This is a genomic window from Paenibacillus nanensis, from assembly GCF_003583765.1.
GTDB lineage: Bacteria > Bacillota > Bacilli > Paenibacillales > Paenibacillaceae > Pristimantibacillus > Pristimantibacillus nanensis.
Genome location: NZ_QXQA01000008.1, coordinates 80,798 through 97,099, shown reverse-complemented (window position 1 = coordinate 97,099; position 16,302 = coordinate 80,798). Strand labels below are relative to the sequence as shown.

Here is a 16,302-nt window from a genome sequence, read left to right as displayed (position 1 = left end):
CTTTCCTGACGTTCGATACACGCCACCTATTCATTCGTTTGGCTGCCGCTCCTGCAGCAGCTTCCCGGCATTTCTTGTTGCTTGCTTAATAATGTCCTCCAAGCTGAACGGCTTGTTTATCTCCTGCTCTGTAATGGCGACCGCCACTGGCTCCGGAGCCTCGACCGATTCCGTTATGGATTCGATGAGAGCGTCATCCCAGGATGCGCTCGCTTCATCGAGATCGGGGTAAGGAGACGCCTCGGACGCGCCTTTTCGAAGGATATGCAAAGTTAAAATCTCCATAATGCCCTGGCTGAAGAAGCCTTCCGCCTTAAGCCGGTTCAAATAAGCGATAACCTCGGGGGGCGTGTCCGTCGGTATGTATAAGGTCACGTCCTTTCCGGGCGTTACCATAACCATCTGGCGGCGTTTCTTCAATTCGTTCCGCTCCCGTCGCGGCCCGCCGCCGGTTTTTCCTGCTCAGCGGCTACGTCCTTCCCCTCTCCAAGAGCATGGGACAACAGGAAGAAGGTGCCTCGGACGTTACGGAACTGGCTGACATCCGAAACATCGAACCGGAGCGGCAGCCCCAGCTGCGCGTTCAGCTTCTCGATCCACGGCTGCAAGACAACAGCGCCCCCGCCGATAAACCAGAACTCACCCGCATACCGGGCGTGCTTCCAAGCGTTCCGGGCATACTTTAGTACCTTCTCTGCAAGAATCCGCATATGGCGGTTCACAAGCTCGGTCATATCGAAGACGACCTTGCCTTCGGCAAAGATCATATATTCTTTGTTGACCAGCATTAGCGTGAGCTCCGCCGTGCTGGAAATCAGCTCTTCCCCTTGCGCGTTGACTTCGTTGCGGATATTTTCCAGCGCGTTATTCAAATAAATTTTGGCTCCCGTCGAAAGGCGTTGGTCCAGATCGAGCCCCGGCCGGAAAAACGCGATATCCATATCCACGCCGCCGACGTCGGCGATTCCGAATCCTTTCAAAGCAAGATGCGCCTTGGAGGAGGCCTCCATGTCATAGACGCCGGATACATCATCAATGCTGATATCGCTTGGCAGCAGCATCTCCATCTCTACCGTTACGCCCTTGAACACCGGTGTCGTAACGAAGGTGACGGTATGCACGCCCGACATAATTTTCTCCGCGTACTCCTCGCGGAACTTCGCAATCTCTTGAATCGGAAGCCCCGTACCTAGATTAACCTTGGCTTTGATGCGGTTTTTGCCCCGCTTAATGTCATCCTCATGCTTGGACGCGACCGCATAAGCCGCAGCCGTGAGCAGCGTGACCATCGTCTCCTGCCTCTGCGCCTTCTTCTGCACCGCTTTATCCCCGATGATCTCATGCACAATGCCGCCGTCGCCGATGGCTAAGTTGCCCACGTAGACATGGCGGTACTGCTCGGCCTGAACCGCGGGCGAAGTAATCTGCACATCCAGAAAATCTAGAGGATCGCCTGAATCCATTAAAAAATAACGTTCGCCGAAAGGCTGCGCTACGACATTCGGAAAGATGAACGACTTGTCCAGCTCATCGTAAATCCCTTTAATATGACTGCTCCCATTATCTATCGCTAACGTGATGGTGGTCGTAAGACTATCAACTTTGGCCATGCCAGACTCTCCCCCAACCTATGGAATATATCTATTAGTTTCGTAGATTTAGGGAGATTTTAGGGGAATATGAGAATTTCTTTAAATTAGAGTTCCTTCAGAATTGGGGAGTAAAGGGTAAAGGTGAGAGTTTAACCGTTGAGGTTTAAAATCTAAAATCTAAAGTTTAAAGTTTAAACCTTAAAATTCAAGCTTTAAACTTTACCATTAAACTTCAATAAGGCCAACCCGCTTATAACGGAGTTGGCCGCTTATCTATAAAAACGGACGGTCCGCGTCTCCAGCCCGCTCTGATCCGTCAGATAGATGGTCGTCGTTCCTACGGTGTAGGGGCTTGCATTATAGGGAAGGAGGAGTGCCGCGGAAATGGACTCATGTCTGGGCGGCGCCTGAACTGGAGATCAGGGCTGCCTTTTACAGTGGCTCTGACTAATGCCCTTGCAACTGCCCGGTCGGCTTACGGTCAATCACCGCCACCTCCGCCGTCTCCGCCTCCGCCGCCATCGCTTCCACTGTCTCCGCTGTCTCCATAGGAATCGCCACCGCCACCGCCGCCTCCGCCGCCGCCTCCGCTTGTGCCGGAGGACGAGCCGCCGATTCCGTTCCATGAGCGGTTAAAAGCATAGTCTAATGCGATAAGAGCGTCCGGATGAAACAGCGGGGAAGCTGAATAGAAGCCGGAAGCAGGCAGTCTCTTGTTGACGCGAGCAAGAAACTGGCGCCCTACACCGAGCAGCAGCGCAGCTTCCATCAATCGTTCAAGACTGTCGGGACCGCTGCCTGCATCCCTGCCGCCCTTAGCCAGTATCCGGCGATATCGCTTAGCCGCGCTCCGGTAGGCATCCGACACCGGGTCCGTTATCCTGCCGGGCAGCAGCGCAATAAGAATAAGCGAAAGCAAGACAAGGTTAAAATATTCATTGACGGCCGGCTCGTGTACAATTTGAACGGCAACAAAGAAACAAGCAACCAGGAAAAGCGAGATGTATCTCTTGCGATCTCTGCGAATCGCAGCCCAGACGGCGCCTCCCCCTAAAATAACGGCCAGCAAACCGATCCATCCCCAACTCGTGGCGTCTGCAATATGTAAATAAATTACCAAAGCGAAATGCATGATGGCAATTGCAGGAATAATGATTTTTTTCGGGGTATATTCCGCATACCTGATACTTCCTCCATATTCGTTATGCAGGAGTTCCCGCCACCGGCTAAATCCTCTATTAAGTCCCCTCAATCTTTTTAAATATTGGCCCATTAGAGCTTTCCGCTTGCGTTCTGTTTTTGTTGGCCCCGCAATGTTCTCCAGATTCATCATGGACGTCCCGCGAAACAGCCAGCTCAGCAAGTAACGTTCTGCCGGCTTTAGACTCGTACGTTTTCCGCTAAAAGCAAACTGCGGAAGCTGCTTCGGGGCTGTCCGATCCTCTTGGAACCTGCTTCCAGAGTTCGTCATGGCAATGTCGATCATGCCCTTCCGGCGCATGCCGAACACGCCGGAAAGCACATCCGCACGCCGCAGCTTCCCCTTCCTGAACAGGTAAATGAGACGAACCGGATCCATATCTTCCAGCTCTTCAACGGGAATTTGCCGGCCTCGCCACCAAGCGGAGAGTCTTCTTAAGGATAACGCATAGAATACGACTCCCGCCGACACGGCGTAGATGAGCCAGAGGCTCGCCTGACGGCCAGCTTCCAGCAATTGCTCCCGTTTCGCAAATCTTAGCTGAAACGCCTCTTCATCCGCCACTCGTTCGGATAGCGAGGAGGACGTCGCAGCCGCCTCCATGTCCGGAAGCGCCCCAGCGGGCACGAAGACTTTCAATTTTACGCTATCCTGCTCAGGAAGGAGTTTGTTTTCATAACGGATGAATCCGTTCCTCTCCTCTACTATGGAACCTCCAGACCGATCGTAGGCATAGACGGCTAGAGGCTTCGCATCAGGCTGACGCACACGCAGCGTAACGGTTATGTTCCGATGATCCTCATCGTTATAGTCCAATACGGTCCAATCCAGCTCCCCGCCATCGGAATATTTCACAGCTTGTTGATCAAGACGGTAACGGTAATAGACGGATACCGTCTCGTCTTTTGCCGGTACGTCGACGCGATAGGCTCCTTGTTTCACTCTTAAGGCGACCGGGTACCGGTCCAGATGCTCATACCCGAATTGGCCGAGCTTTCGGTCGCTCGGAGGAACATAGGCTTCGAAAAATTCAATATTCGAGCTCCCGTAATTGTCCATATACCGTCTAAAGCTGTTCCACTCTCCGCGGACGGTGTAGGTGTACAGCTCCTCCACATAGAGGTCTCCGTCCGGCAGAAGGTCGGCCATAATCTCCACTTTGTCAATGGTAAGCTCATTTTTATTGCCGCATCCGGCCAAAAGGAACAACAGAAGCAGTCCCCCTGCTGCAATCAGCACAGGCTTTATGCTTTTTGTCACCAAGCCACCTCCCGTTGTGTTCGAAACCGTTATTGCCTTATACGAGGAGAATAAGGGATTGTTTCGCAGGGAGGGCACAAGACACTTGGGATGAACCGAATACGGCTGCTGAATGCAGACAAAAAAGCCGGTTTTTTGCGTGCCTGGTTTTATTTCTGCTGATGAGGGTTCCGCCTGGCGGTCCGGCCCCGGAGATCGTAGATCATGACGGCAAGGCATGCGGACAAGAAAACGACCTGCATCAGGGTGCGCGGGATGAGCTGATCATCCAGTCTCGTCGTAAGGCCGGATACGGCATAATAGACGTTTGCCGGAAACATACAAATGAGCAAAAGCGAGAGCCCTCCGGCAGCCCATGTAACGGTCGGCCGCCATAACACGCCGACAGCTCCGGCCAGCTCGAGCACGCCGGTAAGCGTCACAATGAAGCCGGGATAAGGCAGAGAAGGCGGCACCATCGCGATCAGATTTTCCCTCATCCAGACGAAGTGAACCGTGCCGGTCAATACGAACATCGCCGCGACTCCGCCCCGGAGCGCAACCGGCCAAGCGCGCAGACGCTTAACGCCCGCTGCGCCCGCAAGGAGAATAGCAACCGTCACAACAATAAGAGTAATTAGCGGTTCCATCAAAAGACCCCCCAAAATCGTGGTATGCATTTATTATAAAAAACCGACCATCGGTTTGTAAATAGATTTATTTCATCTGGATTCACAGACTTAACGAGTTGGCGGCATTTGCAGAGCAGTTGGAAGCAAAAAGAGCGAAGCGGCTCCCTTGAAGAGAGTCCGCTTCGCTCTTGCTCTTATGAAATACGGTTATTCGATAATTTCAATAGTCTGTCCGCCGTTTCCGATCGGCACAACACGTAACGCATGAGTCGCGGACTCTATGGCAGTATATGCCCAGTGCCTGGTGGATACGTCCGTCCAAGCCGGCTGTTCCGCGGCAAATGCGGGACGACCCAAAGCCCGATTAAACATGGCGGCCAACTCGGCCCTTGTTACCATATGCTCAGGCCGGAAGGTGCCGTCGCCGTAGCCTTCGAGCAAACCGGATTGCTCCGCCGCTGCAATGTAGGATGCCGCCCAGTGTCCTCGGACATCCGCCCAGGCTGGACTGTTGTCCGGTTCAGCTGCCAGCGAAAGAGACAGCATTCGGGACACGACGGCCGCAAGCTCCCCGCGGGTGACATAAGCATCCGGGCGGAAGCTTTGTTCATCGCCCTGCATGAGCCCCGTCGTCCCTGCAGCCGCAATTGCGTCATATGCCCAATGATTGCCCGGAACGTCGGTATACGCTGTTTCGCTCGCAGCCACATTATTATCCTTTACGACCCGGCTTAGAACAGCGGCCAATTCCGCGCGAGTCAGCCCCTTATCCGGACGGAAGGTTTCATCCGGGTATCCGTTCATGTACGCATGGAATTCGGTTGCCTCCAGCTGCTTGGCATGGATAACCGAGAACGTGCTGAACTTATCGATCTCGATTTCAATGCCGACTGGAAGGCCTTCCGCGTCGAACTGAACCGTACCCCGCTGCAGCTTCTTCTCGCCGTCGCTGTGCTCAATATACACCGCTAGGCCTGTCAGCAGCCGTTCGATTTCAACGGGATTATCCGGCAATTCAAGGCCGGTAAGCGGGAAGACCAGCTTCGTCTTGAAGCCGGAATAATTCGTTTCGATCGTCATCGGTTTGCCGAGCAGAACAACCGGTCCGCCGTCCGCGGCGGCAAGCACGACGTCCGCTTGCAGCGCATGCTCAGCCGCTTCGTTCCGCGCCTCTTCATCGTTAATCGGCACAACGCGGAAATATAAATCCTTGCCTTCGGCTGTCATCGAGCGGAGAGACTCCTTCGAAAGCGAGATTTCAACATCCGGCGTCTGAATCGTCAGTTGAATATCGCCCTCAGCTAGCGTATCTACTGAAGCCCCAGGTATCTCAATGCGCTGCTCATCGGCCGGGCTGCCGGGCAGATCGGTCACGACAATGCGCACGATTTGCTGGTTGTTCTCTCGGGCCAGGCTGACAAATTGTTCGGCCTTGCCGCTGTCCACTTGAACCGAATCGATCTGTTCGCCCTTCGCCGAGACGCTTCGTTTGATCGGCACGCTGGCTACCGCTTCGCCCTGACTTGCGCCGAGCTTCACATCAACCGTCCGATCTTGGCCGCCGCCACCCGGGCTCGGTACGACAGGCGGCTGCAGCGCTGTCACTTCAATTGTGCCTTGTTGCAGCACTTGGACAAGCAGTTCCTCCGCAGCGGCATTGACAAATTGCAGAGAATGATCGGTCGATACGGTCAGCGGCCTAGAGCCTAAAGCCGCATCCTGCTTCATTCGGAACACGATGGTAAACAAATGGCCCGATTGTTCGATCGGCGCGGACAGCGACTCGTCGACCCAAGCGACCCGCAGCGTTCCGTCCTCAGCCGAAACATGCCAATTCTCCGCCGAGACGGTAGTCGCACCGCTTTCAACACCGACAACTTCAACAATCTCGGTTGGATAGGCAATCTCTATACCGTAAGCGGAAATCGCCTGTAACGGTGCAGCGAATGCAACCGGCACCTTCACTGTTTGGCCGGGGCCGCCTTGCACATCGGCCAGACGGATGGATACATCGGGCTCCGCTGTGACCAGAACAGTCCCTCCCCCGGGCGCCTCAGCATAGATATTCCCAATATCCGCATCAACAAATTCGAGACTGTCGGACTCGTCATCGACTTGAATGCTCAATGGACCGGCAGGCGTATTTTCTTTAATGCGGAAGGTCACCGTGAATAATGTGCCGTTTTCTGCAATCGGGGCCGTGAGCGACTCATCGACCCAAGCGACGGCGAGCTCGCCGGCGGCTTGTTCATCATGCCAGTCGTCCTGCGTCAACGCCCGCAGGTCGCCTTCGATATCGACAAGCTCAAGCGAAGGATGCGGATATTGAATTCGCACGCCGTAGGCATGAATCGAACCGTCGAGATTCGATATGGATACGGGAACCTGGACGGTCGTTCCGGCCGCTCCGGAGGCTGTTCCCAACGTTACCGTAACGCCCGCGCTGGCGGCCGAGACCGGCGGCTGCACCCAGCCTGTCAGGCCAAGCACAATGGCCATAAACAAGCAGATTCGCTTAATATAAATTTGAGTCCGCGTTACCCGTCTTCTCTTTAATGATGAATGCTGTCGCAACGCTGCTACATCCTCTCTAAATTTTATGATGGAATAGGAGACCGCAGATCTGAGATATTGGCGTTATGGTTGGCTTGACTGAGCTCAGTGACGGAGGCATACGGCGGACCGACTGTAGTCGCCTCCCCGAGTATAATGTCCACGTCATTTCCTTTGTTCACGCTATCCCATTTGTTGTTCGTAATGGTAATGGTGGATCCATCAATATAGACACCGGCTGCCGTATCGGATATGATGTTGTTTTCCATTAATCCGGTCGTGTCAGTCAATGCCTGCACGCCTCGATGCAGCAAAATAAAGATATTGTTTTTTATCCACACGTTCTTGGCATGATCGGCTACGATAATGCCGCTGTTATTGATCCAAGTCGATCTTGGTCCGCTCTGCAAAGGTCCGCCCATTATCGTGTCGGTAATGACTGCGTTATCCCCTTTCACCACAACCAAGGGACTCGCCATTTTGTGCATGCTCACTACGTAAATACTTTCAAGGGTCAAATTGTCGGCCTCCAGGCTAATAGCCTCTGACGGAGTATTCGCGCTAAACATGATGTATGGCGCCGCGCCATTTGCATTCGGTACCCCCTGCAGCTTTACTCCCGCCTTATCCATAACAAGGGTTTGTGCAACGAAGTATGTGCCTGCCTTCACATGAATGGTGCCGTTCTCCGCCACAGCATCCAGCGCCTCTTGCATCGTACCGAAAGGACTGTCTTCCGTACCGTCGCCGCTCGTGGCGACCGGCGCAACGTAGATGTTCGAATCATGAACCGGCTCCTCGGCGGGAGCAGTTGTAAACCTCCACGGATTGGCAGCGAGAATGCCGGCGTAAGCGTTGCCCTGCGCATCAACAAAGGCCCCTCGGTCAATGACAACCTGGTACGTCGTTTCTGCCGCAAGCCCGTCCAGCGTAAGCGTCACCCGTGCGCCGCTCACCTTCACCCTCGAATCGGTCGCAGGAAAGCTTTCGACTTCGGCGCCGCCCGCATCCAGCACCCGGATCTTTTTATCCGCTTGTGCGTTTACCAATACCGGGAAGTCGATCGTGTATGTGCTGCCTGTGTCGACAGCGTTGCTTAAAGGTGTAAGACCCCGATGCGTAAACGCAAACGTCTCTGTCTTCCCCAAGTAATAGCTTTTAATCAGCCGCGCGTCTTCCACTGTTATCACGCCGTCCCCGTTTACATCCGCGAAATGCTGCATGTAGCTGCTTAGCGGCGCTCCCGATTCCGCCAAGTGTTTATGAATCACGACTGCGTCCGCAAGCGTTACGGCGGCATCCCCGTTTACATCGCCCAGCAGTCCCGGCCCCGGTTCGGCAGATGCGGGGGATAGCGAGACCCATGACCCGCCCAATAAGGAGGCGGTGGCGACTGCCGCCATAAACCTTTTTCTTGTGTTCATTATCTTCATCAGCTCTCCTTGCTTATAAAATTGAAGGGCAATTCCTTCAAAAGTATAGCTCCTTATCTCTCAACAAATATTGAACAATCCAAAAAAATGTCGAAATAATGGGATTTAAGAGGGATGGTGTCGTTGATGGTACAGGTCCATGGCGCTAAAATGAAAGAAAACGTTTCGATTGAACGCGTGCTAGGATGTGAGGGATGAAGAGACAGCGTTGGATTTTGGCGGGAATGATTGTTTTGTATGCTGCAATGACCTGCATTAATTTATATCAATGGCTGAGGCCGCTTTCCCAATATCCGGTTGCGGCTCGCGGCGTCCTGGACGCAAGGGAGTGGGACTTCGCTTCACAAGGCATTATTCCGCTGCAAGGCGAGTGGGAGTTCTACGAGGGGGTGCTGCTCGAGCCCCGGGATTTCCGGAAACAGGATACTGCGGCAGCGCCTCGGTATTTGCAAGTTCCCGAAGGCTGGAAAAATGTTATACATACCGAGGCGGGAAACGGCTTCGGCGCAGGGACCTATCGCCTGATTGTCGAGGTTGCCGAAGATAACCTATACGGCATTAGAGCGAAAAAAATCCGGATGTCCAATCGCGTATTCATGAACGGAGTGGAGGTCGGCGGAAGCGGCAGGCCGGCGGTGACGGAGGAGCCATTCATATCCAGCAATCTGCCCGTGCTCGGAGCCGCCGGGGCGGAGGGGGGCCCCGTCGAGATTATCATTCAGGTTGCAAGCTTCAACTATTTGGAGGGCGGACTTGTACAGACGCCGGAGTTCGGCTTCATGGGAGATGTCCTGAAGCGGCGGGACCATGACCGCCTGGCGGACACGATACTCGTCACGATTTTGCTGACATTCAGTTTATATTTCGGCGCCATGTTCCGGCAATGGGACAAGGAGCCCTATTTGAAATTTTTCAGCTTCTTCTGTCTTGCCGCAGGATTGTTTTACAGCATCGACAACGAGATTATCGCCGCGGGAATCGTGCCTTCCTTGACGTTTCCATTCCTGCAAAAACTGCTGTTTTTTCTTCCGATTGCGACGTTTCTGTTCTTTACCCATTACGTCTACTCCTATCTGGAAATGCGCGACAATCTGATCTTCCGGTGGCTTCGCCGCATTATGTATGCAGCTATGGCGCTCATCTGGGTATTGCCGAATTATTGGTTTGTCAGGCTGCTGAATCCCGGAGGGGTACTGTTGTATGCCGTCACCTTTGCAGTCATCCTCCATGCTATTTTTATGAGCCGCAGCAAAGGACGCATGGCCACCTACTATATGCTGATTGGGGTATTTTTTCTAACGACCAGCTGGCTGTTTGCGCATCTTCGGTATCAATTTGCGCTCGACAATCCGTACTACATGATTGCGACCCCGCTGCTGCTTGTATTCTCCCAGGCGTTTCTAATGTCGGACCGCATCAGGGAGGCTCACCGGAAAAGCGAAGCGTTGGCCGGACAGCTGATCGCTTACGACAAGCAGAAGGACGAGTTTCTCGCCAAGACGTCGCATGAGCTCCGAACTCCGCTGCACGGCATTGTCAATCTATCGCAGTCGCTCTTGGACGACAAGCTGTCGCCGCTTCCCGCCGAGCATCGGGAGAACATTTATTTGCTCCATTTGATGGGCAGAAGGCTGGTCGGCCTCGTGCATGATATTTTGGACATGAACCGGATTCGGCACGGTCAGCTTAACCTGCATCGCAAGCCCGTGGATTTGCGCAGCACCGTGCGGTTCGTGATGGAGACGCTGTCTCTGTCTGCTGCCAAGAAGGAGGTGCGGCTCGCCGATGCGCTGCCTGACGGACTGCCGCTTGTGCTGGCGGATGAAGACCGGCTGCGTCAAATCTTGCATAACCTCATAGAAAACGGCCTAAAATTTACTCCTCTTGGCATGGTAACCGTCTCTGCCGAGCAGCATGACAACCGGCTGAGGGTAGTCATTGCGGATACCGGGCCCGGCATTCCGGAAGACCAGCTTCCCCGGCTGCTCCGGCCATTCGAGCAGCTGGACGCAAGCAGCGGCATACAAGGCGGCCTGGGATTGGGCCTGACGATTGCGAAGGAACTGGCGGAGCTGCACGGGACGGAGCTTGAGGTGCGCTCGAAGCCCGGCGAAGGGTCGCAATTCGCCTTCATGCTGCCTATCGCGCCTGGCTTTGCCGAGTCGGCGGCGGCTGCGGAAGCTCCGCCGGAGAGTACCGATTATTTTGAACGAAGCGAGGAACGGGTGCAGGGAACCCAGCACATTCTGATTGTGGACGATGAACCCGCGAATCTGAAGGTGCTCATCGATGCCGTGCGCGCCGCAGGCTATTCTTACACAGCCGTCGGCAGCGGCGAAGAAGCGTTGTCCAGCCTGCTGTCGGAACGCAAGCCGGATCTGGTCATGCTCGACTTGATGATGCCCGGCGTGTCGGGGCTGGAAGTATGCAGAGAGGTCCGTTCGCGGCTCGGATTGGCCGAGCTGCCTGTGCTTATGCTTACGGCGTCCGGGCAGGCGAAAGACGTGCTCGCCTCCTTCGAGGCGGGAGCCAACGACATCGTGCAGAAGCCGTTCGAGCTTGCCGAGCTGAACGCTCGCATGCAGTCCCTATTAGCCATGAAAAGTTCCTCTGACCATGCGGTTCGCAGGGAGCTGGATTTTTTGCAGGCTCAGATTATGCCTCATTTTTTGTACAACAGCCTGAACGCCCTGATGGGTCTGAGCTATAAGGACGGCGACAAGCTACGGGAGACCATTCATAACCTGACGACCTATCTGCGCCATAAATTCACCTTTGTGTTCGAGGGGGAGCAAGTTCAGCTCGAGAAGGAGCTTGAGCTCGTGCGAGCTTATCTTGCCATCGAGCAGCTGCGGTTCGGAAGCCGGCTTGAGGTTGTCTACCATATCGACGCGGCGGCGGCTTCCTGCAAGCTTCCGCCATTGACGCTGCAGCCGATTGTGGAAAATGCCGTGCGCCACGGTATCGGTCCTAAGCCGGACGGCGGGCGCGTCACCATTCGCATTAACCGCAGCGTGAACGAGGTTATTATTCGGGTGGAGGACGACGGTGTCGGCATGAGCGAGACAGCTCTGAAGACATTGGACGGCGAGCAAGGCAGGGGAGTCGGATTCCATAATGTCAATCGGCGTCTGCAGGCGCTCTACGGACGAAGGCTGCATGTCAGCAGCAGGGCAGGAGAAGGAACGGCCGTCATCATCCAGTTGCCGGAAGGGAGCGAACCATGATACGAGCATTGTTGATTGACGATGAAGAAATCGCGCTTGACGTAATGGAAATTTTGCTGGAGCAAATAGGGGACGTTACGATTGCCGGCAAGTACCAGAGGGTATCGGAGGCGATCGCGCAGGCGGCGGAGCTGAAGCCGGATATTATCTTCCTCGATATCGAGATGCCGGGGATGAACGGGCTTGATGCCGGAAAACAGCTCTTCGAGCAATGCCCAAGCGCGGATCTAGTCTACGTTACCGCTTACCATCAATATGCGGTGGAAGCATTCGAATCGAATGCGATCGGTTATTTGCTTAAGCCGGTGACGGGAGAACAGCTCGCCAACACGCTTGCCCGTTACAAGACGCTGCGGGCGAGAGAAGCCATACGGCTGAAGGAGCCGGCGCCGCTCGAAAACAATGGGTACAGACCAACTGCCGCAAGGAAAAGAAATTTGCGCCTTCACGTCATGGGAAGCCTTGAATTGTATGATCGTGAAGGGAAAGCTGTCACTTGGCGTACGCAGAAGACCAAAGAGCTGTTTGCTTGCTTATGGTGCTTCCATGACGCACCCTTCACCCGGTTTCAAATCATTGACCGGCTATGGCCGGAAATTGAACTCGACCGGGCGCAGGCGTTATTTCATACAACCTTATATAACTTAAGGAGCATGTTGAAGGCGGAGGGTTTTCCAGATATGGTCATGTTCGAAAATGGCCGATACTGGATGCAGACCGGACGAATCGATAGCGACATCGAACGGCTGAGGGAGATCATGCGGCATACGGACAAGTCGGCGGCGGACGAGGCGCTGGCGCTTTATCGCGGGGATTTGCTGGAGATGGAATATTACCAATGGGCGGATGGGCATCGCAACGAGCTCCGTTCGGACTATTTATTTTATCTGAAGCGCATGTCGGACACCGCCCAGGGACACAACAGGACAAAGCTGCTGTGGAAGCTGCTGGAGCTTGATCCGTACCGGACCGGGACGGCGGAGGCGCTGCTTGAACATTTGCAGGAAACGGGAGATGCGGCCGGCGTGAACATCCTGGAGAAGAGAAAACGGCAGCTGATGCAGGAGCTCGGCGTGGACAAGCTGTAACGGCGAGCATTTGACCGTACGGCACAGTTGTCTCCACGCGTCGTGGCGCAATGAACCGGCAGGCGGCATGGTCCGCATGAGGCGCCGGAGCCTCCTTGGCGGACCAGCCTGCATCAGCCAACTCAACGATTCTAAAGATCCTGCTACTCTATGCTTTTTAACGATTCGATCATATTAATGCGGGTTACTTTACCCCTCAGAAGCACGTTGGATACCAGAGTAAGGACAAACGCAAAGATGACAGCCGCCGCTAGGGTCGTGATATGGATTTGATCCGGTATTTGCTGGTGGGAGCTGGATAAAGCCGCAATAATGATGTCGAAGAAATAGCCGCTCACCGGCAATGCAATGATCACCGCAAATGTGGTCAGGATGATGTTTTCTAAAAAGATCAGCTTGTTTATTTTGTGCTTTTGATAGCCTAACACCTTAAGCGTGGCAAGCTCGCGGCTCCTTTCATAAATGTTGATCGATGAGATCGTGTAGATGGCTCCGAACGAGAGGATGACGGCGCACACGATAAACATGATAAAAACAAAGCTGTTCTGCTGCACGATATATTGCGCCGACCTTTCAAGATCGCTCTTGTCCGTTACGGCTTGGACCCGTTCATCCTGCTCGAAGAACGCGCGTGCCTCCTCAATAGCCGCGGAATGGCCTGCGGCAACTAATAGCGAGGTCGGCTGGACCTCAATGCCAAAGCTCTTTAAATAAGCCGGCGTGCAATAAAAGGACGGATTCGCATATTGCGTGGAGATGTCTAGCACCTTCATCTCGGCCGTTTTATGCTCATGCTTGGCGTCCGTGAATCTGAGGGTGACGACATCCCCTTCCGCAATGTTGTACTTATCCGCGTAAGACTTCGGCACCAGCACGCCGCTGTCTTCTAACGATATGCGGTTCTCCTGCTCGTCAAAAAAATGAATGAGTTCGTTATCGGTTTCCGTAACGATCAGCGTTGCCTTCTCCGTTTCATCTGCCTTAACGAATTCGACAGGATAAGCGGATAACGGGTAGCTCTGTGCGATACCGGAAGGCAGGTTGGTGAGATCGGCCGATGCTCCCGCCTTATAATCGGCTCTCAGATCGTAGTGATAAACCTCTTCCGCTTGACCCGCAACCTTAAGCAAGGACGTCTGCGTGCCCAGAGCCGTCACCAATAATACCGTACTTACAATGACGCCAATGGAGCTTGCCAAAGCCTTTTTCTTATTTAATAAAATATTTTTCAAAATAAGCTTATACCGGTAAGGGATCGGTCTCCAAATGCCCGGGACTCTTTCGATGAGCAGCTTTTTCATCTTTTTCGGCGGTTTGGGGCGCATCGCCTGAGCCGCGCGCTCCTTCAGCAGGGCTCTGCCGCTCAAGTAGCAGGATAGCATGCCGAAAACGCTGGAGAACAGGAAAGGCGGAATAATCGAGAGGTAAGAAAGGGAGAACGTGATGCCAGGCAGCGAATAGGCCCTTGCGCTCGACTCCGTTACGAAAGGAATAAAGACAAGATCGGCGATGACGCAGCCCAAGATGGAGCCGGCTAAGCTTGCCAGCACAGGATAACCCATGTAGTGAAGCATGATGGAGCTGTTTTTAACGCCCAATGCTTTCATGATCCCGACTTGCTTTCTTTGCGCATCCAAGATTCTGGACATAGCCAGGTATAGAATAACAGCTTCAATGACAAACAGAACAAAAGGGATGACACGGCTCATCAATCCATTATTGTAAATCGTTTCGTTAATTTTGGAGTAGCTGAAAGAACGTTCCTTGCTTAGCTGGCCCACATAGGGGAGCTGCTCCTGCTCAGACTTTACGGCGATGGATTCGCCTATTTGGTCAGGGTCATAGCCATCCTTTGCATCTACCAGAACTTCATTATAGAAAAAGCCGCCCGCGATCTCGGGTATGGCCGCTTCGGCCACGTAGGCTACGCCGTAGCTTTTATGGTCCTGTGTGTCGTTCTTTTTGGCATATTCCGCATTTTCGCCCAGCCCGCTAATCGTGAACGTCAAGCTTTTATCTCCCGCACTGACGCGGATTGGATCGCCGGCGCCGAGCTGATGCTCTTTGGCGTAGTGGGAGTCGACTAGAATTTCGCCCCTGCCTGAAGGGAGCCTGCCCTCGGTCAGAGCCGGCGTATTGATTTCATTTTGCGCGGGAATGGAATGCAGCTTCAAAGCGGCTTTGCCGTCTTCAAACGTCTGAACAGCATCGACGGTATAACGGCCTTCTATTTTTGCAATGCCTTCAATCTCGCTGAGACGAGCCGCGTCCTGCTGAGAAATCCGCTCGTAATAAACCGATAGATCGCTTAAATTATGCTTTTCGAAATAATCCTCGCTGTACCCGCTTAGCGTATTGCTGTACGTAACTAACCCCGCATAAAAAAATGCCCCTACCGCGATAATGAGCACAAAGGCTATAAATTGCCCTATCGACTGCTTCATATCCCTTACTAGCTTCAGCCATAATGTCATCTACCATTCAATCCCTTCAACGCTTTGTTTCTCCGCATTCAACGTCACGCTTTCGATTCTGCCGCTTTTCACCTTAATCACTTTGTCAGCCATCGGAGCAATGGCGGAATTATGCGTGACGAGAACGACGCATTTCCTCGTATCCCTATTCAAATCTTGAAGAAGCTTTAAGACGGCTTTGCCTGTGACATAATCCAAAGCTCCGGTCGGTTCATCGCATAGCAGCAGTAAAGGGTTTTTGGCGACCGCTCTAGCGATGGCAACGCGCTGCTGCTCTCCGCCGGAGAGCTGGGAAGGGAAGTTTTTGACCCGGTTCGTCAGCCCGACCTTATTTAAAATGTCTTTGGCGTCCAGATGGTTTTTACATACCTCCGTGGCGAATTCAACGTTCTCAAGCGCGGTTAAGTTCGGAATTAAGTTATAGAATTGAAACACAAAGCCTACTTTCTCCCCGCGGTATTCGGTTAATTGCTTCTCGTTCAGACGGGTAAGCTCCTGATTCCCGACAACGACTTGTCCGGAAGTCGCCGTATCCATGCCGCCAAGTATATTCAAGATCGTGCTTTTCCCCGCGCCGCTCGCTCCCAAAATAACGACGAATTCCCCCTCCGATATGGAAAAGTCCACGCCATCCAGCGCCTTAATCGGGACTTCGCCTATTTGGTATTGTTTCGTTACTTTTTTGAAATCGATTAATGTCCTCACTTCATCCCTCTCCTCTTCCTGTCCATTTCAAAATTTTCTTAATTTTACAGTTATGGCTGATTTGATTATACGAAGCCTTGAAGTGGGGAGTAACCTTCTGCAGACTAATCCGGCATTGGTCTGAAGGCTGATTTCAGGAGAAAAGGCAGCCCTCCGCG

10 protein-coding genes are annotated in these 16,302 nt (G+C 53.5%); 2 read left to right on the top strand and 8 right to left on the bottom strand.

Translation table 11 applies throughout. The annotated features are described in order from the left end of the window. Positions 1 to 30: 30 nt before the first annotated feature. The 6 genes from D3P08_RS13975 to D3P08_RS13950 form a co-directional block, all read right to left on the bottom strand. Positions 31 to 420: a hypothetical protein gene (locus tag D3P08_RS13975; protein WP_119600317.1), complete on the bottom strand. Its 390-nt coding sequence runs from the start codon at positions 418 to 420 to the stop codon at positions 31 to 33. After that, a complete protein-coding gene (locus D3P08_RS13970) occupies positions 417 to 1,610 on the bottom strand; it encodes a ParM/StbA family protein (protein WP_119600316.1) in 1,194 nt (397 codons plus the stop codon). Before D3P08_RS13970 ends, D3P08_RS13975 begins: the two co-directional genes overlap by 4 nt. Before the next feature lie 463 nt (positions 1,611 to 2,073). Continuing rightward, positions 2,074 to 4,053: a DUF2207 domain-containing protein gene (locus D3P08_RS27890; protein ID WP_206098963.1), complete on the bottom strand. Its 1,980-nt coding sequence runs from the start codon at positions 4,051 to 4,053 to the stop codon at positions 2,074 to 2,076. Between the two features lie 149 nt (positions 4,054 to 4,202). Continuing rightward, entirely contained in the window at positions 4,203 to 4,682 is a 480-nt protein-coding gene (locus tag D3P08_RS13960) for a DoxX family protein (RefSeq protein WP_119600314.1), read from the bottom strand. Between the two features lie 189 nt (positions 4,683 to 4,871). Continuing rightward, positions 4,872 to 7,238, bottom strand: coding sequence for an S-layer homology domain-containing protein (locus tag D3P08_RS13955; RefSeq protein WP_119600313.1), 2,367 nt, complete (start codon positions 7,236 to 7,238; stop codon positions 4,872 to 4,874). 23 nt (positions 7,239 to 7,261) lie between these two features. After that, positions 7,262 to 8,641 (bottom strand): dockerin type I domain-containing protein, encoded by a 1,380-nt coding sequence (locus tag D3P08_RS13950; protein ID WP_162848480.1) that lies wholly within the window; start codon positions 8,639 to 8,641, stop codon positions 7,262 to 7,264. 203 nt (positions 8,642 to 8,844) lie between these two features. Here D3P08_RS13950 and D3P08_RS13945 point away from each other — a divergent pair, with 203 nt between their 5' ends. Together D3P08_RS13945 and D3P08_RS13940 are read left to right on the top strand one after the other, a co-directional pair. Next, a complete protein-coding gene (locus D3P08_RS13945) occupies positions 8,845 to 11,877 on the top strand; it encodes an ATP-binding protein (RefSeq protein WP_119600311.1) in 3,033 nt (1,010 codons plus the stop codon). Continuing rightward, positions 11,874 to 12,965, top strand: coding sequence for a response regulator (locus D3P08_RS13940; RefSeq protein ID WP_119600310.1), 1,092 nt, complete (start codon positions 11,874 to 11,876; stop codon positions 12,963 to 12,965). The genes D3P08_RS13945 and D3P08_RS13940 overlap by 4 nt, the downstream gene beginning before the upstream one ends. Positions 12,966 to 13,108: 143 nt before the next feature. On the opposite strand, the gene D3P08_RS13935 is transcribed toward D3P08_RS13940, so the two are convergent. Together D3P08_RS13935 and D3P08_RS13930 are read right to left on the bottom strand one after the other, a co-directional pair. Beyond that, the gene (locus D3P08_RS13935) at positions 13,109 to 15,439 is read right to left on the bottom strand and encodes an ABC transporter permease (protein ID WP_119600309.1); all 2,331 of its coding nucleotides are present in this window, start codon (positions 15,437 to 15,439) and stop codon (positions 13,109 to 13,111) included. Beyond that, positions 15,440 to 16,144, bottom strand: a complete 705-nt coding sequence (locus D3P08_RS13930; protein WP_119600308.1) for an ABC transporter ATP-binding protein — start codon at positions 16,142 to 16,144, stop codon at positions 15,440 to 15,442. Positions 16,145 to 16,302: the final 158 nt, after the last annotated feature.

What these genes read in the sequence shown, in the direction of transcription:
- D3P08_RS13935 (WP_119600309.1), bottom strand. Translation starts at nt 15,439, where the DNA reads ATGACATTATGGCTGAAGCTAGTAAGGGATATGAAGCAGTCGATAGGG.
- D3P08_RS13970 (WP_119600316.1), bottom strand. Translation starts at nt 1,610, where the DNA reads ATGGCCAAAGTTGATAGTCTTACGACCACCATCACGTTAGCGATAGAT.
- D3P08_RS13945 (WP_119600311.1), top strand. Translation starts at nt 8,845, where the DNA reads ATGAAGAGACAGCGTTGGATTTTGGCGGGAATGATTGTTTTGTATGCT.
- D3P08_RS13950 (WP_162848480.1), bottom strand. Translation starts at nt 8,641, where the DNA reads ATGAACACAAGAAAAAGGTTTATGGCGGCAGTCGCCACCGCCTCCTTA.
- D3P08_RS13960 (WP_119600314.1), bottom strand. Translation starts at nt 4,682, where the DNA reads ATGGAACCGCTAATTACTCTTATTGTTGTGACGGTTGCTATTCTCCTT.
- D3P08_RS13940 (WP_119600310.1), top strand. Translation starts at nt 11,874, where the DNA reads ATGATACGAGCATTGTTGATTGACGATGAAGAAATCGCGCTTGACGTA.